Raw genomic sequence first — 17,044 nt, 5'->3', positions numbered from 1 at the left:
CCTGCAATATCGTAAGATGCAAGCCGTTCGCAACGTTTATGTCGCATCTTGGCTGTATTTTCGATGAATAACAGCTCGCGCCCCGTGAGCTACCGGCGTTTCTGCAACGCCGAAACGACACCGCGCATCGCCTGGATCTCCGGTGTGGTCCATCCCGGCTTGGTCAGGATCGAACGCAACGTCCGCTTCGTCGTCGGAGTTCGATCGGGCGGATAGTAATATCCCGTCGATTCAAGTGCGGATTCAAGATGCGTCACCAAGCCATCCAGTTCGGCCTGAGGAGCAGGAGGCAGCATGTCCGTTTCTGTCGGGACGGCAAGGTCCGCCCCACGCGACCATTCATAGGCAAGCAGGATCACCGCCTGCGCAAGGTTGAGCGAACTGAATTCCGGATTGACGGGCACGGTCACGATGGCCCGGGCGAGCGCTACATCCTCGGCATCGAGGCCGGAGCGTTCGGGGCCGAAGAGGATGGCCGTCTGCGCACCGCTGCCATGGATGGTTCGTGCCGCTTCCGCCGGAGAGAGTACGGGTTTCGGCACGCCGCGTTTGCGGACCGTCGTTGCGAAGACCTGCGCGCAGTCCGCAACGGCTTCGGACAGCGTGTCGAAGATTTGCGCGCCTTCGATCACGCCATCGGCGCCCGATGCCGCCGGCAGTGCCGCAGGGTTGGGCCAGCCGTCGCGCGGGGCGACCAAGCGCATGTCGGTCAGCCCGAAATTGAGCATGGCGCGCGCCGCCTTGCCGATATTTTCGCCCAGTTGCGGTCTGACGAGCACGATGGCGGGGGGAGGGGCGGTCATTCGTCGAAAAGGTCCTTCACCGTGCCCGCAAAGTCCTGGAAATCCTTGGCCTCGGTGAAATCCTTATAGACACTCGCAAAGCGGATATAGGCGACGCTGTCGAGCTGCTGCAGCCCTTCCATCACCATCTCGCCTATCCGTTTCGACTGGACCTCGCTTTCGCCGCTCGTCTCCAATTGCCGTTGAATTCCCGAGACCAGCTGGTCGATTTGCTCGAGCTCGACCCCGCGCTTGCGGCAGGCGAGCGAGACCGACAGGTGCAGCTTGTCGCGGTCGAACGGCTCGCGCCGTTCGCGGCTCTTGAGCACGGTCAGTTCGCGTAACTGTATCCGCTCGAAGGTCGTGAAGCGCGCGCCGCAGCCCTCGCATTGCCGCCGCCGCCGGATCGTCGCGCCGTCCTCTGTCGGGCGGCTGTCCTTTACCTGGCTCGAATCATGGGCGCAGAAGGGACAGCGCATTACTGTTTCCTAGATTCGGGCCGGTGCCGATGCGCCTCAACGCACTAACGCCCCGGATAGATGGGGAAGCGCGCGCACAGCGCCTCGACGCGCGTCCGCACATCGGCCTCGACTGCGGGATCGCCTTCCTCGCCCTTGTCGCGAAGCCCGTCGAGCACGTCGGCGACGAGATCGCCGATCTCGCGGAATTCGGCCGGGCCGAAGCCGCGCGTTGTGCCGGCGGGGGATCCGACGCGGATGCCGCTGGTCTTGGCCGGCGGCAGCGGATCGAAGGGAACGCCGTTCTTGTTGCAGGTGATGCCAGCGCGTTCGAGTGCTTCGTCGGCATCTCGTCCGGTCACGCCAAGCGGGCGCAGGTCGATCAGCGCCAGATGCGTGTCGGTGCCGCCCGCGACCACGTCGCAACCGCGCTCCTGCAAGCGGCTGGCGAGCACCTTGGCGTTTTCGATCACCGCCTTTGCATAGCCCTTGAACTCGGGGCGTAGCGCCTCGCCGAACGCCACGGCCTTGGCCGCGATGACGTGCATCAGCGGACCGCCCTGGAGACCCGGGAAGACGGCGGAATTGATCTTCTTGGCGATGGTCTCGTCATCGGTCAGCACCATGCCGCCGCGCGGGCCGCGCAACGTCTTGTGCGTCGTCGTCGTCACGACATGTGCGTGGCCGAAGGGGGAGGGGTGCTCGCCCGCCGCGACCAGTCCAGCGAAATGCGCCATATCGACCATGAGATACGCGCCGACCATGTCGGCGATCTCACGGAAGCACGCGAAATCGATGTGCCGCGGATAGGCGGACCCCCCGGCAATGATCAGCTTGGGCTGGTGCTCCTTCGCCAGCGCCTCGACTTCGTCGAAGTTGATCAGGTGATCGTCCTCGTTAACGCCATACTGGATCGCATTGAACCACTTGCCCGATTGCGCCGGCTTGGCGCCGTGCGTCAGGTGCCCGCCTGCATCGAGGCTCATGCCCAGGATCGTGTCGCCGGGCTTGACGAGCGCCAGCATCACCGCGCCGTTCGCCTGCGCGCCCGAATGCGGCTGGACATTGGCAAAGCCGCAGCCGAACAGTTCCTTCGCCCGCTCGATCGCCAGTGTCTCGACGCCGTCCGACGGCGCGCAGCCCTGATAATAGCGGCGGCCGGGATAGCCTTCGGCATATTTGTTGGTGAAGACCGATCCCTGCGCTTCGAGCACGGCCTGCGACACGATGTTTTCCGAAGCGATGAGTTCGATCTGCGTCTGCTGGCGTTTCAGCTCGGCCGCCATCGCATCGGCGACGGCGCTGTCGCTCGTAGCGACATGGTCGCTGAAAAAGCCGTCCGGCTGGACATCTGAAAGGGCTTTGGGGTCGGTGCTCATGCAAGCTCCTTGGAGGAAACGGGGTTGGAAAGTTTGCCGACGCGGCGGGCGTGACGCTCGCCGCCGAAAGGTGTGGAGAGAAAGGCCGAGAGGCAGTCCTTCGCCGTCTCGACGCCGATCAGTCGCGCGCCCATGGCGATGACATTGGCATCGTTATGCTCGCGCGCAAGCCGGGCCGAAAAATTGTCCGAAACGAGCGCGCAGCGGCAACCCAGATGGCGATTGACGGCCATGGAGATGCCGATGCCCGATCCGCATAGCGCCACGCCATATTCGGCGTGACCCTCGCCGACATAATCGGCGAGCTTGTAGCCATAGTCCGGATAATCGACCGATTCGGCGGAATGCGGGCCGAGATCGTCGACATCGTGGCCCTGTTCGGCCAGCCAGTCGACGAGCGTCGCCTTGAGTTCGATGGCGGCGTGGTCGGATGCAATGGCGATACGCATGGCAGCTCCTCCGGCGGTTCGGGCGCTATCTAGTGGCTTTCGCCTTCGAGCGCCACCGCAATGCACAACGGGTGGTGATTATGTCGGCCCTTGCAGTGCGAACGACCGGGTGTATTAACGGGGCAATACACATGCGGAGCCCGTCATGAAGAGATTATCCCTCATTGCCGCCCTCATCTTGTCGCCCCTGTCCGGCGTGGCTGCCCAAAAGCCTGCCGAGCCGGTCGAGGTAATGATTCTTGGCGTATACCATTTCGCGAACCCGGGCCGGGACGTGGTCAATATCGAGGTCGACGACGTGACGACCCCGCAGCGCCAGGCCGAACTCGAAGCGCTTTCCGCCGCCCTGGCCGAATGGCGCCCCACGCGTATCCTCGTCGAACGCGAAAGCGCCGGGCCCGATTTCATCGACGAAAACTATCGCAGCTTCACCCCCGCCATGCTGGCGGAGAATCGCAACGAGACCGTCCAGATCGGCTACCGGCTCGCACATCGTCTCGGCCACGAAAACGTCTATGGATTCGACGAGCAGGGCGGGGAGGGGGAGCCCGACTATTTCCCCTTCGGCCGGGTCCGGCAATGGGCGGACGACCATGGCGCCGGGGAGCGGCTCGATGCCATCTTCGACGAGGTGCGGGCGATGGCGGAGCGGGAGCAGGAACGGCAAGCGACGCAGTCGATCGCCCGCTCGCTGATCGTGCACAACAGCCCGCAGAACGATGAAATGCACCGGCGTACATATTATGGCATGCTGCAATTCGGCGATGCCGACGACCAGCCCGGCGCCGAAATCAACGCCTATTGGTATATGCGCAACGCAAAGATGTTCGCAAAGCTCGGCCTGATCGCCGAGCCGGGAGACCGCGTGCTCGTCATCGTGGGATCGGGCCATGGCTATTGGCTGCGACAGTTGGCACGCGAAGCGCCGGGCTATGATCTTGTTCCGGTGATGCCTTATCTGGAGCGCGCGGCGGACTAGCGTCGCTCAGCGATCGAAATATTTCTGCGCCGATTCGCGGCGGTGCGGACAGCCGGGCCAGCAGCAGGGGCGGCGTTTTCCGTCGAGAACCTCTTCCTGAAGCCGCCCCAGGCGTTTGTCGCGCGTTTCCTGCTTCTTCGCGGAAGTGATCCAGCAGATCCACTCATTGCGTCCCAATGAGGTCAGGTCTTTCCATTTGGTCTCAAGCTGCGCGTTGGCGTCGAGCACCGCGCGAAGATCGGACGGCGTCTTGTGACGGAAGTCGGGCGAGGCCGGTTGCGTCACGCTCAGGCCGCCTTTCGCAGCTCCAGCCGGTCCCAGATTTCCAGCAGCGCACCGGTCAGCTCGCGCATCATTTCGGGCGTGTGCGTCGGCCCCGGCGTGAAGCGAAGCCGCTCGGTACCGCGCGGGACGGTGGGGTAGTTGATCGGCTGCACATAGACGCCGTATTCGGCGAGCAGGATATCGCTGATCCGCTTGGCCTTGACCGGATCGCCGACCATCAGCGGCACGATGTGCGTGGTCGAATCCATCACCGGCAGACCCGCTTCGGAGAACATGGCTTTCAGGAGCGAGGCCGATTGCTGCTGCGCGTCGCGCTCTTCGCACGAGGCTTTGAGATGCTTCACGCTGGCCAACGCGCCGGCCACGAGGACCGGCGACAGGCTGGTGGTGAAGATGAAACCCGGCGCATAGCTGCGGATGACGTCGACGATCATCTTGTCGGCCGTGATATAGCCGCCCATCACGCCGATCGCCTTGGCCAGCGTCCCTTCGATGATCGTCACCCGGTCGGCGACCTCATCGCGATCGGTGATGCCGCCGCCGCGCGGGCCGTACATGCCGACGGCGTGGACCTCATCGCAATAGGTGAGCGCGTTATACTTGTCGGCAAGGTCGCAGATCGCGGCAATCGGCGCGATATCGCCGTCCATCGAATAGACGCTTTCGAAAGCGATGACCTTGGGCTGCTCCGGATCCGCCGCAGCGAGCAGCTCTTCGAGATGATCGAGATCGTTGTGCCGCCATACGTGCTTCTCGCAACCCGCATTGCGGATGCCGGCGATCATCGAGGCATGGTTCAGCTCGTCCGAATAGATGGCGCAGCCGGGCAAGATTTTAGCGAGCGTCGAAAGCGTCGCCTCGTTCGAGATATAGCCGCTCGTGAAGAGCAGCGCGCTCTCCTTGCCGTGCAGGTCGGCCAGCTCGTTTTCGAGCTCGATATGATAATGGGTGTTGCCGCCGATATTGCGCGTGCCGCCCGATCCGGCACCGACATCGTGCAGCGCCTCTTCCATCGCCTCGACGACCTTGGGATGTTGACCCATCGAGAGATAATCGTTCGAGCACCACACGGTGATCGGCTTGGGACCGTTGTGACCGGCGAAACAGCGGGCATTGGGGAAGGCGCCCTTGTTGCGCAATATGTCGATGAACACGCGGTAGCGGCCCTCTTCGTGAAGGCGCTCGATCGCTTTCGAAAAGACGCGTTGATAGTCCAAAATTCATCCCCCGATGGCGGCTTGCGGCCCATGTAATGGCTGAAATCGGCCATTTCCAGCGAAAACGACTCGCAACTAGCGACGCAAAATCTCGATCTGAGTAATTCCGTAGCGGGCAAGGCCGGGTTCGAGGGGGGCGAGGTCGCTGCCGTCCGGGATGATGACCGCGCGGCCCGGCGGTGCGGCGTCCGGCCAGGGCTGCCCGCCGGTCAGATGCGCGACGCGGCGGGCGATTCCCTCGCCGCCGTGAAGGAAGGTGACGGGGCGTCCCGCGGCTTCGGCGAGTTGCTTTTCGACGAGCGGAAAATGGGTGCAGGCGAGGACGATGGTGTCGATCCGATGGCCATCGGGTTGATCGAACAGGCCGGCCAGCACCGCCTCGTAGTCAGACCGATCCGTCGGCTCGCCGCGCAGATGGCGCTCGGCGAGATCGACGAGGCGATGGCTGCCATGGCGGATGACTGTGCAGTCGCCTGCGAATTCGCGGCTCAGATTGTCGACATAGGGCTGGCGCACGGTAGCGCGCGTCCCGAGCACGCCGATGACGCGCGTCTTCGATTGCTCCGCGGCGGGCTTGATCGCCGGGACCGTCCCGACGATCGGCAGGTCGAGCGCCGCGCGCACCGGATCGAGCGCGATCACCGACGCCGTGTTGCAGGCAATGACGATCAGCCGGGCGTTTACATGCTCGGCCAGCCGCCCGAGCAGCGCAGGGACTCGCGCCGTCAGCTCCGCCTCGCTCTTTTCGCCATAGGGATAGCCGGCGCGGTCCATGGCATAGACGAGCGGTGCATTCGGAAGCAGTGCGCGAACCGGCTCGAGGATCGACAGTCCGCCGACGCCGGGATCGAGGAAGAGGATGGGACGGTTCGGGTCCATGGGCGCGGACTTATGGGGAAGTGGCTCCTTCCGCAATGTCTTCGCAAACTTCACGAATGAAGCGAAGAAACGGCGCGAAATCGATCTTGCCTCACCTATTTTCACCCGGAGACCCCTGCGCTAGAGGTCGAAACTGAAAGGACGTCCGCCATTTTCACCGACCCTGCCTGGCTTGCCCCCGCGCTCGTGCTGCTGCTCGGCTATCTGCTCGGGTCGACGCCATTCGGGATTCTCTTGACGCGCGCGTTCGGGGCGGGCGACCTTCGGCAGATCGGGTCGGGCAATATCGGCGCGACGAACGTGCTGCGTACCGGGCGCAAGGGCCTTGCCGCGGCGACGCTCGTGCTCGACCTGCTCAAGGGGTTCGCGGCGGTGACACTCGCGCCGCTGCTCGGCGGCGATCCCGAGAGCCAGATGCGGATCGCCGCGGCTGCTGCCTTTATCGGCCATTGTTATCCGATCTGGCTGAAACTCGACGGCGGCAAGGGCGTTGCGACGCTGGGCGGCATCGCCTTCGGTTTCGGCTGGGTGTTCGGCGGGATCTATGCCGTGACCTGGCTCGGCATCCTTGCGATTTTGCGCTGGTCTTCGGTGGCGGGGCTGTGCGCGGCGTCGGCCATGCCGGTCGTCGCGCTGGTGCGGGGCGAGACCTTCACCTTCATCCTGTTTCTGGCACTGGCGCTGATCGTGTTCTGGAAGCACCGCTCCAACATCGCCCGGCTGATCCGGGGCGAGGAACCCAAGGTCGGCGGCGCCAAAGGTGGCTGAACCGGCCGACGCCTCCGCGCGCCTCCGGCTCGCCCGTTCGCACAATATCGGCCCTGTCACCTATGCGCGGCTGATGGCGCGCTTCGGCGACGCGGCGCGGGCGATCGACGCGATCCCGGACCTCGCCCGGCGTGGCGGGGGAAGAGCGCCCAAGCTCGCCGACCCCAGCGCGATAGAGGCCGAGCGCGAGGCCGTCGCCCGGCTCGGCGCGCGGCACATCTTTATCGGCGAGCCGCCCTATCCGGCGGACCTCGCCGAAATCCCAACCGCGCCGCCCGCGCTGATCGTGCGCGGCGAGCTTTCACTGTTCGAGCGCCCCATGGTCGCGATGGTTGGCGCGCGCAACGCCTCGGCCGCCGCGCGCAAGTTCGCCCGCGATCTCGCCCATGCGCTCGGCGGCGAAGGACATGTCGTCGTTTCGGGGCTGGCGCGCGGGATCGACACTGCCGCGCATGTCGGCTCGCTCGACAGCGGCACCATCGGCGTCGTCGCGGGCGGTATCGACATCTTCTACCCGCCTGAAAACGAGGAACTACAAATCGATATCGGCCGGCGCGGTATCGTTGTCGCCGAACAGCCGCCGGGCAGCGAACCCAAGGCACGGCATTTCCCCTATCGCAACCGGATCATCGCCGGGTTGACGCGCGGCACGATCGTCGTTGAAGCCGCGCCCAAATCGGGCTCGCTGATCACCGCGCGGCAGGCGACCGAGTTCGGCCGCGACGTGATGGCCGTTCCCGGCTCCCCGCTCGATCCCCGCGCGCAGGGCTGCAACCTCCTCATCCGCGATGGCGCGACGCTGATCCAGAATGCCGAGGACGTGATCGCCGCGCTCGATCCCTTCGGGCGGGGTGGCGTGCGGCAGGATCGCGTCCCCGCGCCGGTGCCGGTCGCAGAAGACGCCGACGATGCCGCCCGCGCCGCCGTCGTCGAACTGCTCGGCCCGGTGCCCGTCGTCGTCGACGAAATCATCCGCCAGTCCGGCGTCCCCGCGCCCGTGGTGCAGACGGTGCTGCTGGAGCTGGAAATTGCGGGACGGCTGGAGCGGCATGCGGGTGGGAAGGTGAGTTTGACCCAGTGAGCGACGCACCTCGTCATTGCGAACCAAGCGAAGCAATCCAGAGCGATAAGGCGATACGCTTGCGGCTCTGGATTGCCGCGTCGCCTTCGGCTCCTCGCAATGACGAGCAAGGTACCAAGCGGGCGTTCGCTCGTGACCCCACTTGACGCCCCGGATTTGCAATCCAACCTCGTGCGCGTAAGAGGCCCATCCTCACAGGGGTAACCATAACCGCATGAAACTGGTCGTCGTCGAATCGCCCGCCAAGGCGAAAACCATCGAGAAGTATCTGGGCAAGGACTACAAAGTCCTCGCCTCCTACGGCCATGTGCGGGACCTGCCGCCCAAGGACGGATCGGTCGATCCCGATGATGGCTTCGCGATGACGTGGCAGGCCTATGGCGACAAGACCAAGCAGCTCAAGGCCATCGCCGATGCCGCCAAACAGTCAGACGAACTGATCCTCGCCACCGACCCCGATCGCGAAGGCGAGGCGATCAGCTGGCATGTCCAGGAAGTCCTCAAAAATCGCAAGGCGCTCCCGGCCAAGGTGGAGCGGGTCGCGTTCAACGCCATCACCAAGGCCGCGGTGCTCGAGGCGATCGCCCATCCGCGCGGCATCGACGACAATCTGGTCGACGCCTATCGCGCACGCCGGGCGCTCGACTATCTCGTGGGTTTCACGCTGTCGCCGGTGCTGTGGCGCAAGCTGCCGGGCGCGCGGTCGGCGGGGCGTGTGCAGTCGGTCGCGCTGCGCCTCGTCGTCGAGCGCGAGCGCGAGATCGAAGCGTTCCGGCCGCAGGAATATTGGTCGATCTTCGCCAATATGGAGCAGGACGGGACAGGCTTCGTCGCGCGTCTCGTGCGCTGGCGCGGCGACAAGATCGATCGGCTGACGATCGGCAATGAAGGCGATGCCAGCGCCGCCAAGGCCGATGTCGAAAATGGCGCGTTCCGGATCGTCTCGGTCGAAACGAAACCGCTCACCCGCAATCCGCCGCCGCCCTTCACGACCTCGACGATGCAGCAGGAGGCCGCGCGCAAGCTCGGCTTTGCCGCCAGCCACACGATGCGGATCGCGCAGCAGCTCTACGAAGACGGCGCGATCACCTATATGCGGACCGACGGCGTGCAGATGGACGGATCGGCGATCTCCGAAGCGCGCAAGGCGGTCGCCGATCGCTACGACGCCAGCTATGTGCCGGACAAACCGCGCCATTATTCGACCAAGGCGAAGAATGCGCAGGAAGCGCATGAGGCGATCCGGCCGACCAATTTCACGCGCGACAAGGTCGGCGGCGGCGATCATGCGCGGTTGTACGACCTCATCTTCAAGCGCGCGCTGGCGAGTCAGATGGCCTCGGCGCGGCTGGAGCGCACCACCGTCGAGATGGAAGAGGGCACCGGCCAGACGGCGCTGCGGGCGACCGGGCAGGTGGTTAAGTTCCCCGGCTTCATGGCGCTCTACACTGAAGGGCGGGACGACAAGGATGACGACGATTCCAAGCTCCTCCCGGCGATGTCGGAGGGCGATGCCCCGGCCAAGAAGAGCGTCGAGGCCGAGCAGCATTTCACCCAGCCACCGCCCCGCTATTCCGAAGCCAGCCTCGTCAAGAAGATGGAAGAACTCGGCATCGGCCGGCCCTCGACCTACGCCTCGATCTTGCAGACGCTGAAGGATCGCGAATATGTGCGGATCGACAAGAACCGCTTCTTCCCCGAAGAGAGCGGACGTCTGGTAACGGCGTTCCTCGAACGCTTTTTCGAACGCTATGTCGGCTATGATTTCACGGCCGGGCTGGAGGAAGAGCTCGACGATATTTCCGGCGGCCGCGCCGATTGGCAGGCGATCCTCGCCGCCTTCTGGCAGGACTTCAAACCCAAGACCGAAGAGGTAATGGAGCGGCAGCCGTCCGAGGTGACGGCGGAACTCGACACCTTCCTCGAACCGCTGCTCTTCCCGGAAAAGGAAGACGGCACCGACCCGCGCCTCTGCCCGCGTTGCGGCGACGGGCGGCTGGCGCTGCGCGGCGGCCGCTATGGTGCGTTCATCGCCTGCTCCAACTATCCGGAATGCAAATACACCCGCCAGTTCGGCCAGCGCGGCGCGAACCAGGAGGACGAGGGCGCCGACGAGGTGCTGGGCGTCCATCCCGATACCGGCGCGGAAATCGAATTCAAGACCGGGCGCTTCGGCCCCTATGTCGAAATGGGGCAGGGCGAGGACGAAAAGCCCAAGCGCGCCTCGATCCCCAAGGATGTCGCGCGCGCCGATGTCGATCTCGAAATGGCGGTCAAGCTCTTGTCGCTTCCACGGATCGTCGGTCAGCATCCGGAGACCGGCAAGAATATCGAAGCGGCGATAGGGCGTTACGGGCCATATCTCAGGCATGACGGCAAATATGCGCGGCTCGAGAATACCGCAGACGTCTTCGAAACCGGCATGAACGCAGCCGTCGCCAAACTCGCCGAGGCCGCGCAGAAGGGCGGCCGGGGCAGGGGCAAGCGCGAACCGCTCAAAATTCTCGGCAAGCACCCGCGCACCGAGGAAGAGATCAAGCTGATGGACGGGCGCTACGGCCCTTACGTCACCGACGGCACGACCAATGCGACGATCCCCAAGACCGTCGACAAGGACGAACTGACGCTGGAAGAAGCGGCGCAGCTGATCGACGAACGCGCCGCCAAGGGCCCTGCGAAGAAGAAGCGCAAGGCACCAGCGAAAAAGAAGGTGGCGAAGAAGCCCGCTGCGAAGAAGAAGGCACCGGCCAAGAAGGCCGAATAGCGTCGCGCTACAGGTTCACCGTCGCGAGCAGCCACAGCGTCCAGCCGACCAGCGCCAGGATCACGAGCCAGCTCAGGATCACGCCGACGCTGCGCGGCCAGGGTGGACCGCCATTGGCGGGCGGCTGCATGTAGAGCCCCAGCGCGTGGAGCAGCCGTCCGACGATGAAGACGCCCGACACCGCCATCAGCGCGAGATGATGGGCCTGGCTCAGCTCCAGCAGCGCCACGAGAATGATCACGATCGGCGCATGTTCGGCGAGGTTACCGTGCGCGCGGCTGGCCCGCATCAGCCGTTCGTCGTCGCCGGTGCCGAAGCCGATCTGCGTGCGGAAGCGCTGGCGCACCGTGTCGATCGCAAGGAAGAGCAGCAGCGTCGCCATCGCGATGGCGAGGGCGGCGGTCACGGGCAGCGTCATGGCATTCCCCTTTGTTTTAGAGCGCAATCAGCCGGTCGTCGCCGAGGCTCGTCATCACGCTCGTCAGGCCGCCCGCCTCCACATCGGGTCCGAGCCGGCCGATGGTCAATCCTGCCAGCGCCATGCCCCCCTGACAAGCGATCAGCACAACGCCGAGGGCGGCGGCTTCCTCGCGTAGCTGGGAAAGCGTTGGCAGGCCCGCGGCCTTGCGCGGCTGGTCCTGGGTCGCGGTGGTTCCTTCGATCAGCGTCCGCACGGCTAGACCTTCGCAGAAGATGCGGGCCGCGCCGCCCGCCGCCGCATTGGCCGCCGCAATGGAGAGGGCCGAAAACAGGCGCTCGGCATCGTCGCTCGTCAGGAGGATCGTCAGCCCGCGCATGTCGGGCACCCCGGATCGTTGGGCAGCGACAGCGACCGGAAGCGCATCGAGAGCGCGTCGACCAGAAGCAGCTTGCCCGCGCTGTCTTCGCCAAAGGGAACGATCGCACGGATCGTTTCGAGCGCAGCGAGGCTGCCCATCACCCCTGCCAGCGCACCGAGCACGCCTTGATCGGCGCAACTCACATCGGGCCGGTCCGGGTCGGCGCCTACGAAACAGCGATAGCAGGGCTTGTCCGATTCCCAGCCGCGGAAGACGCCGAGTTGTCCTTCGAACTGGCCAATGGCGGCGGATACGAGCGGGACGCGCAATCGGTGAGCCGTGTCAGCGACGAGGAGGCGGGTCTCGAAATTGTCGCTGCCGTCGACGACGACATCGGCGCCTTCGATCAGCCGCTCCGCATTGTCCGAGTCGATGCGCCGGGCAAAGCGATCGACGGCGACATCGGGATTGAGATGGGCAACGGCCTGTGCGGCCTCGGCCGTCTTGGGCATCCCGATCGCGTCCGTCGAATAGAGTGTCTGCCGCTGCAGATTCGACAAGTCGACGACATCGTCATCGGCGATGCGGAGCGTGCCGACCCCGGCCGCAGCCAGATACTGGATCAGCGGCGATCCGATGCCGCCCGCCCCGACGATCGCAACCGTCGCTCCCAACAGCTTGCGTTGCCCCTCACCGCCGATTTCCTTGAGGACGATATGGCGGGCATAACGATCGAGTTGGCCGTCGGTGAGGCTCACGTTCCCGTCGAACCGAAGCCGCCGCTGCCCCGCTCGGTTTCGTCCAGTTCCTCTAACTCCGTAAGAGCCGCGCGCTGCACCGGTGCCGGGACCAGTTGCGCGATCCGTTCGCCGCGCAGCGCCGAAAAGGGCTCGCTGCCGAGATTGGCGAGAATGATCTTCACTTCGCCGCGATAATCGCTGTCGATCGTGCCGGGCGTGTTGAGGCAGGTGATGCCGTGCTTGAGCGCAAGGCCCGAACGCGGACGGACCTGCACCTCATAGCCTTCGGGGATTGCGATGGCGAAACCGCTGGGAACGGCCATGCGCTCGCCCGGCCGGAGCGTGAAATCTTCCGCCGTCACCACATCCATGCCCGCCGCGCCACGGCTGGCATAGGCGGGCATCGGCAGGCCGTCGCCATGCGGCAGGCGCTTCAGCTGGATCTCAATCATGTTGCTCTCCCCCAATCATCGCATCGAGCGACCATTTGCCGGGCCCGACCGTTGCGAAGAGCAGTCCGATTCCCACAAGCACGATAGCCGGCCACCATTCCCGAAATGTCTGGTCCCAGTGCACGCTGATCACCCCGACGACGAAATTGAAGGCGATAACGAGCGCTGCCCATCGCGTCAGAAGGCCGACGAACAACAGGGCTCCGGTAACGAGTTGCGCATAGACAGAGAGCGGCGCAAGAATCTCCGGTGAGGGGAAGCCGAACGCTGCCATGAACGCCACGAACTCCTGCATATGCGCCGCGCTCGTCACATTGTCCCAGACGCCATAGACAAGAAACCCGCCGGCCAGCATCCGCAACGCGGCAAGGCCGATGTCGGAGAAGCGGGCGAGTTGTGGCAGGAACAGCAGCGCTTTCATCACGAACCGCCCAGTTGATCCGCGATCCTCTGGGCAAGTTTGCGGGCGACATCGGTCTTGCTGGCCTGTTCCCAGCTTTCGACGCCGTCGGCAGTGACTAGGTGGACGGCATTGTCGTCGCCTCCCATCACGTCGCCCGAAACGTCGTTGGCGACGATCCAGTCGCATCCCTTGCGATCGAGCTTCGCCTTGGCATGGCCGACGACCTTGTCGGTCTCGGCGGCGAAACCGATGAGCAGGTCGGGACGCCGGTCGCTCTTGGCGAGGCCGGCAAGGATGTCAGGGTTCTCGATCAGCGTGAGTTCGGGGGTGCCGCTCGCGCCTTTCTTGATCTTGCGCGGTGCCGCCTCTGCGCGCCAGTCGGCCACCGCCGCGACGAGGATCGCGGCGTCGGCGGGGAGGGCGTTTTCGACCGCCGTTTCCATCTCCCGTGCCGTCTGGATGTCGACGCGATCGACACCGCGTGGCGCTTCCAGCGAGACGGGCCCGGAGACCAGCGTCACGCGTGCACCCAGGCGCGCGAGGGCACCCGCAATGGCATAGCCCTGCTTCCCCGAAGACCGATTGGCGATGTAGCGGACGGGGTCGATCGGCTCCTGCGTCGGCCCTGCCGTGACGAGGATATGCTTGCCGTCGAGCGGGAGCGCGGCCTCGGCGCCCGGAATCTTGAGAAAGGGCGAGGACAGGAGCGATTCGATTTCCAAGAAAACCGCGTCGGGTTCGGGCAGCCGGCCCTCGCCATATTCGCCGCAGGCCATGGCGCCGCTGTCGGGATGCATGACGATCACGCCGTCGTCGCGAAGCCGTTCGACATTGCGTTGCGTCGCCGCATGATCCCACATCCGAACATTCATTGCCGGGACCGCCAACACCTGCGTATCGGTGGCCAGCAGCAGCGTAGTGGCCAGGTCGTCGGCAATCCCCGCGGCCATCTTCGCCATCAGATCCGCCGTCGCCGGGCAGACGACGACAAGGTCGGCCTCGCGCGAGAGCTGAATATGGCCCATCTCGGCCTCGTCCTTGAGATCCCAAAGCGAGGTGTAGACCTTTTCTTCCGACAGAGCAGCGAGCGTCATGGGCGTCACGAACTGTGAACCGCCTTCGGTCAGCACGCAGGTCACCGCACCGCCCGCTTTGCGGATCAGGCGGATCAGTTCGCAGCTCTTATAGGCCGCGATGCCGCCGCCAATGACGAGGAGGACGCGTTTGTCTTGCATGACCCTAGGTGCTGGCCTTTTGCGCCGCCTTTGTCGAGTCGTCGGCGAGGCTCAGCCAAGGCACGTGCGGCACGTCATCGAAGGTCGGCGGCGTATCGAATTTCAGGTCCATCGTCGCCCGGTTGCGTTCGACGCTCGCGCCATGCGCTGCACCCCATTCGATCAGCCGCCAAAGATAGTCTTCGGTCTCGGTCGGCCCGACGGATTTGTTGAGGCCGATGAAGAGATTGCCCGGCGCGTTGATGTGCTCGGCGCAAAGATATTCGAGGAAAGAGGCCCATTCGGTCAGATCCCAGCGCGTGCGGTCGAGCCGCGTGTCGAAGATCTGGCCGTTGATGACGACGAGATCGTAGCGGCCGATCCCGTCCGGCAGCGGTTCGCCATAGCGCACGCCGCCTTCGACACGGTCGATGCCGAACAGCTTCATCAGGTCGCCGTATACGGCCGGATGAGACTGATCGAAGGCCGTCACATCATGGCCATAGCATTGGGCGATCGCGAGGAACTGGCCGCCGCCCGCCCCGATATCGAGGATCGAACAAGCGGGCCGGGTATCGATATCGAGCAGCCGGGCCAGCCGCGAGTGGATCATAAACCAGGGGGCCAGATCGAGATATTTGGTAAAGTGAAACTGGTCGTTCGCCTCCACCTCGTCGCGATATCGTTCCTGCAACGCCGCATAAGCCTCGCGGTCCACCGACGCGGCGACGCGGTCGTACATCGTGCGCTGGCGGTCGTCCTCGATCACGGTCCGCCAGCCGGTGACACGATCGTCGAGCGGTTCGAGCGGACGATAGGTGACGCCATCGGCATCGGGCCGAAGCGGCTTGCTGTTCTTTGTACCGCGCCGGAATCTCTTTAAAACGGCCACAACAATGTTCCTGCTATACCCACTCCCGCTGCAACGATTGCGGTGAGCATATATTTCCATCTCACACCCACACGGATGACCTGAATGTCGCGCAAGGGCGGGGCTGGCGGCGCCGCGCCGCGTTGCGGCAATTCCGCTTCCACGCGCCGGATCAGTTCAGGCAATCGCGCGAGTGTCGCAAAATCTTCCCGCAGCCTGTCGGCGATAGCGGCTTCGGGGCCCAGTTCGCTGCGCAGCCATTCGCCGACGAAGGGCTTCGCCGTCTCCCACATGTTGATATCGGGATCGAGGCTCGTCGCGACGCCCTCGATCATCACCATCGTCTTTTGCAGGAGCAACAGATGCGGCTGGGTCGGCATCTCGAAATCACGGGTGATCGCGAACAACCCGTCTAGCATGTGGCCGATCGAGATATCCTTGACCGGAAGGCCCCGGATCGGTTCACCCACCGCCCGTAGCGCCGTCGTGAATTCGGCGAGGTTGTGATGCGACGGAACATAGCCGGCCTCGAAATGGATCTCGGCGACGCGTTTGTAGTTGCCGGTGATCAGGCCGTAGAGAATTTCCGCGAGCCACAGCCGCGCGCGCCGGTCGATCCGTCCCATGATGCCGAAATCGATCGCGGCGATCTTCCCGTCCGGCCGGACGAAGAGGTTTCCCTGGTGCAGATCGGCGTGGAAAAAGCCTTCCGAAATCGCCTGACGCAAAAAGGCGTGGACCAGCGTCGCGGCGAGATGCTTGCGGTCGTGACCGGCGGCATCGAGGGCATCATGATCGGCGATCTTGATCCCGTCGATCCATTCGAGCGTCAGCACACGGCCAGCGGTCCGCTGCCAGTCGATCTCGGGAATGACGAATTCGGGCTCGGCCTCCATTCCTTCGGCGAGTTCGGAGGCGGATGCGGCCTCGCGGCGAAGGTCGAGTTCGCGCGCCGTCCAGCGCTTGAAGGTCTCGATCGTCAGGCGCGGACGCAGGCGGGCGAGTTCGCCGCCCATCGATTCGACCTGCGCGGCAGCCCATTCATAGGTTTCGATGGCGCGCGCGAATTCGCGCTCGACGCCGGGGCGCAGCACCTTCACCGCGACCGTTCGGCCATCGGCCGTTACCGCCTTGTGCACTTGGGCGATCGAGGCGGCGCCGACGGGATCGGGATCGATCGACGAAAACAGCTCTTCGATCGGCCTTTGAAACGCCTTGCGGATTTCCTGCTCGATCTTGTCGAACGGCACGGGCGGCAGCGTGTCCTGCAGCCGCATCAAATCGCGCGCGGCATTTTCGCCGACGAGATCGGGCCGTGTCGCCAATGTCTGGCCGAGCTTGATCGCCGCCGGGCCGATCGCCTCGAGCGCGTCGGCATAGGCCGGTTCCTTCGGCTGGAAGGTGCCGAACCGCGCCAGCCTGACGAGCCGCCGAACGGGAGGCGGCGTTACGGGGTCGCGTTCGATGCCGCGCAGCGCACCATGACGCGCGAGCGTGCGGCCCCATTTCAGCAGCCGGAAAATATGCGTGGCGGGACGGGTCAC

The 17,044-nt window shown here is 64.8% G+C and carries 19 protein-coding genes; 4 read left to right on the top strand and 15 right to left on the bottom strand.

Annotated elements, in window-relative coordinates; translation table 11 throughout:
* Positions 1–89: 89 nt before the first annotated feature.
* The 4 genes from Q0139_RS00820 to rpiB are packed head-to-tail and all read right to left on the bottom strand — an operon-like array spanning position 90 to position 3,068.
* On the bottom strand, positions 90–803 hold the full coding sequence (locus Q0139_RS00820; protein ID WP_298016015.1) for an RNA methyltransferase: 714 nt from the start codon (positions 801–803) through the stop codon (positions 90–92).
* Positions 800–1,261 (bottom strand): transcriptional regulator NrdR, encoded by a 462-nt coding sequence (nrdR, locus tag Q0139_RS00815; protein WP_298016013.1) that lies wholly within the window; start codon positions 1,259–1,261, stop codon positions 800–802. Before nrdR ends, Q0139_RS00820 begins: the two co-directional genes overlap by 4 nt.
* A 44-nt stretch (positions 1,262–1,305) precedes the next feature.
* A complete protein-coding gene (locus Q0139_RS00810) occupies positions 1,306–2,619 on the bottom strand; it encodes a serine hydroxymethyltransferase (RefSeq protein WP_298016011.1) in 1,314 nt (437 codons plus the stop codon).
* Positions 2,616–3,068, bottom strand: a complete 453-nt coding sequence (gene rpiB, locus Q0139_RS00805) for a ribose 5-phosphate isomerase B (protein ID WP_298016009.1) — start codon at positions 3,066–3,068, stop codon at positions 2,616–2,618. Before rpiB ends, Q0139_RS00810 begins: the two co-directional genes overlap by 4 nt.
* Positions 3,069–3,213: 145 nt before the next feature.
* Here rpiB and Q0139_RS00800 point away from each other — a divergent pair, with 145 nt between their 5' ends.
* Complete coding sequence (locus Q0139_RS00800; RefSeq protein ID WP_298016007.1) at positions 3,214–4,047, top strand: DUF5694 domain-containing protein; 834 nt, start codon at positions 3,214–3,216, stop codon at positions 4,045–4,047.
* Positions 4,048–4,053: 6 nt separating this feature from the next.
* On the opposite strand, the gene Q0139_RS00795 is transcribed toward Q0139_RS00800, so the two are convergent.
* The 3 genes from Q0139_RS00795 to murI all read right to left on the bottom strand — a co-directional run bounded on the left by Q0139_RS00795 (position 4,054) and on the right by murI (position 6,428).
* Positions 4,054–4,332: a YdeI/OmpD-associated family protein gene (locus tag Q0139_RS00795; RefSeq protein WP_298016006.1), complete on the bottom strand. Its 279-nt coding sequence runs from the start codon at positions 4,330–4,332 to the stop codon at positions 4,054–4,056.
* A gap of 2 nt (positions 4,333–4,334) precedes the next feature.
* Complete coding sequence (hemA, locus tag Q0139_RS00790) at positions 4,335–5,549, bottom strand: 5-aminolevulinate synthase (protein ID WP_298016004.1); 1,215 nt, start codon at positions 5,547–5,549, stop codon at positions 4,335–4,337.
* A gap of 75 nt (positions 5,550–5,624) precedes the next feature.
* Complete coding sequence (murI, locus tag Q0139_RS00785; protein ID WP_298016002.1) at positions 5,625–6,428, bottom strand: glutamate racemase; 804 nt, start codon at positions 6,426–6,428, stop codon at positions 5,625–5,627.
* Between the two features lie 150 nt (positions 6,429–6,578).
* Between murI and plsY the strand changes: the two genes are divergently transcribed.
* The 3 genes from plsY (at position 6,579) to topA (ending at position 11,041) form a co-directional block, all read left to right on the top strand.
* Positions 6,579–7,196, top strand: coding sequence for a glycerol-3-phosphate 1-O-acyltransferase PlsY (plsY, locus tag Q0139_RS00780; protein ID WP_298016203.1), 618 nt, complete (start codon positions 6,579–6,581; stop codon positions 7,194–7,196).
* On the top strand, positions 7,189–8,277 hold the full coding sequence (dprA, locus tag Q0139_RS00775; RefSeq protein WP_298016000.1) for a DNA-processing protein DprA: 1,089 nt from the start codon (positions 7,189–7,191) through the stop codon (positions 8,275–8,277). The genes plsY and dprA overlap by 8 nt, the downstream gene beginning before the upstream one ends.
* 214 nt (positions 8,278–8,491) lie before the next feature.
* Positions 8,492–11,041 carry a type I DNA topoisomerase gene (topA, locus tag Q0139_RS00770; RefSeq protein ID WP_298015998.1) on the top strand — a complete coding sequence of 850 codons (2,550 nt, stop codon included), beginning with the start codon at positions 8,492–8,494 and terminating at the stop codon, positions 11,039–11,041.
* Between the two features lie 7 nt (positions 11,042–11,048).
* Here the strand turns inward: topA and Q0139_RS00765 are convergent, their stop codons facing one another.
* The 8 genes from Q0139_RS00765 to ubiB are packed head-to-tail and all read right to left on the bottom strand — an operon-like array spanning position 11,049 to position 17,044.
* Positions 11,049–11,459 carry an MAPEG family protein gene (locus Q0139_RS00765; RefSeq protein ID WP_298015996.1) on the bottom strand — a complete coding sequence of 137 codons (411 nt, stop codon included), beginning with the start codon at positions 11,457–11,459 and terminating at the stop codon, positions 11,049–11,051.
* 16 nt (positions 11,460–11,475) lie between these two features.
* On the bottom strand, positions 11,476–11,838 hold the full coding sequence (locus Q0139_RS00760) for a DsrE family protein (RefSeq protein ID WP_298016201.1): 363 nt from the start codon (positions 11,836–11,838) through the stop codon (positions 11,476–11,478).
* The gene (locus Q0139_RS00755; protein WP_298015994.1) at positions 11,826–12,578 is read right to left on the bottom strand and encodes a HesA/MoeB/ThiF family protein; all 753 of its coding nucleotides are present in this window, start codon (positions 12,576–12,578) and stop codon (positions 11,826–11,828) included. The genes Q0139_RS00760 and Q0139_RS00755 overlap by 13 nt, the downstream gene beginning before the upstream one ends.
* Positions 12,575–13,012, bottom strand: a complete 438-nt coding sequence (gene dut, locus Q0139_RS00750; RefSeq protein WP_298015992.1) for a dUTP diphosphatase — start codon at positions 13,010–13,012, stop codon at positions 12,575–12,577. The genes Q0139_RS00755 and dut overlap by 4 nt, the downstream gene beginning before the upstream one ends.
* Positions 13,005–13,433 (bottom strand): DoxX family protein, encoded by a 429-nt coding sequence (locus Q0139_RS00745; protein ID WP_298015990.1) that lies wholly within the window; start codon positions 13,431–13,433, stop codon positions 13,005–13,007. The genes dut and Q0139_RS00745 overlap by 8 nt, the downstream gene beginning before the upstream one ends.
* Positions 13,433–14,650 carry a bifunctional phosphopantothenoylcysteine decarboxylase/phosphopantothenate--cysteine ligase CoaBC gene (gene coaBC, locus Q0139_RS00740; protein ID WP_298015988.1) on the bottom strand — a complete coding sequence of 406 codons (1,218 nt, stop codon included), beginning with the start codon at positions 14,648–14,650 and terminating at the stop codon, positions 13,433–13,435. The genes Q0139_RS00745 and coaBC overlap by 1 nt, the downstream gene beginning before the upstream one ends.
* Before the next feature lie 4 nt (positions 14,651–14,654).
* Positions 14,655–15,521, bottom strand: coding sequence for a class I SAM-dependent methyltransferase (locus Q0139_RS00735; RefSeq protein WP_298015986.1), 867 nt, complete (start codon positions 15,519–15,521; stop codon positions 14,655–14,657).
* A complete protein-coding gene (gene ubiB, locus Q0139_RS00730; protein WP_298015984.1) occupies positions 15,509–17,044 on the bottom strand; it encodes a 2-polyprenylphenol 6-hydroxylase in 1,536 nt (511 codons plus the stop codon). The genes Q0139_RS00735 and ubiB overlap by 13 nt, the downstream gene beginning before the upstream one ends.

Origin of the sequence: uncultured Parasphingopyxis sp., from assembly GCF_937129435.1 — a bacterium.
Taxonomy (GTDB): domain Bacteria; phylum Pseudomonadota; class Alphaproteobacteria; order Sphingomonadales; family Sphingomonadaceae; genus Parasphingopyxis.
Note: the sequence above shows the minus strand (reverse complement) of the source record. Positions and strands in the feature narration are given on the sequence as shown.

Bases quoted from the DNA above. Each gene is read 5' to 3' on its own strand.
- Q0139_RS00745 (WP_298015990.1), bottom strand. From the start codon at position 13,433: ATGAAAGCGCTGCTGTTCCTGCCACAACTCGCCCGCTTCTCCGACATC.
- nrdR (WP_298016013.1), bottom strand. From the start codon at position 1,261: ATGCGCTGTCCCTTCTGCGCCCATGATTCGAGCCAGGTAAAGGACAGC.
- coaBC (WP_298015988.1), bottom strand. From the start codon at position 14,650: ATGCAAGACAAACGCGTCCTCCTCGTCATTGGCGGCGGCATCGCGGCC.
- Q0139_RS00800 (WP_298016007.1), top strand. From the start codon at position 3,214: ATGAAGAGATTATCCCTCATTGCCGCCCTCATCTTGTCGCCCCTGTCC.
- dut (WP_298015992.1), bottom strand. From the start codon at position 13,012: ATGATTGAGATCCAGCTGAAGCGCCTGCCGCATGGCGACGGCCTGCCG.
- Q0139_RS00820 (WP_298016015.1), bottom strand. From the start codon at position 803: ATGACCGCCCCTCCCCCCGCCATCGTGCTCGTCAGACCGCAACTGGGC.
- topA (WP_298015998.1), top strand. From the start codon at position 8,492: ATGAAACTGGTCGTCGTCGAATCGCCCGCCAAGGCGAAAACCATCGAG.
- Q0139_RS00765 (WP_298015996.1), bottom strand. From the start codon at position 11,459: ATGACGCTGCCCGTGACCGCCGCCCTCGCCATCGCGATGGCGACGCTG.
- rpiB (WP_298016009.1), bottom strand. From the start codon at position 3,068: ATGCGTATCGCCATTGCATCCGACCACGCCGCCATCGAACTCAAGGCG.
- murI (WP_298016002.1), bottom strand. From the start codon at position 6,428: ATGGACCCGAACCGTCCCATCCTCTTCCTCGATCCCGGCGTCGGCGGA.
- Q0139_RS00810 (WP_298016011.1), bottom strand. From the start codon at position 2,619: ATGAGCACCGACCCCAAAGCCCTTTCAGATGTCCAGCCGGACGGCTTT.
- Q0139_RS00760 (WP_298016201.1), bottom strand. From the start codon at position 11,838: ATGCGCGGGCTGACGATCCTCCTGACGAGCGACGATGCCGAGCGCCTG.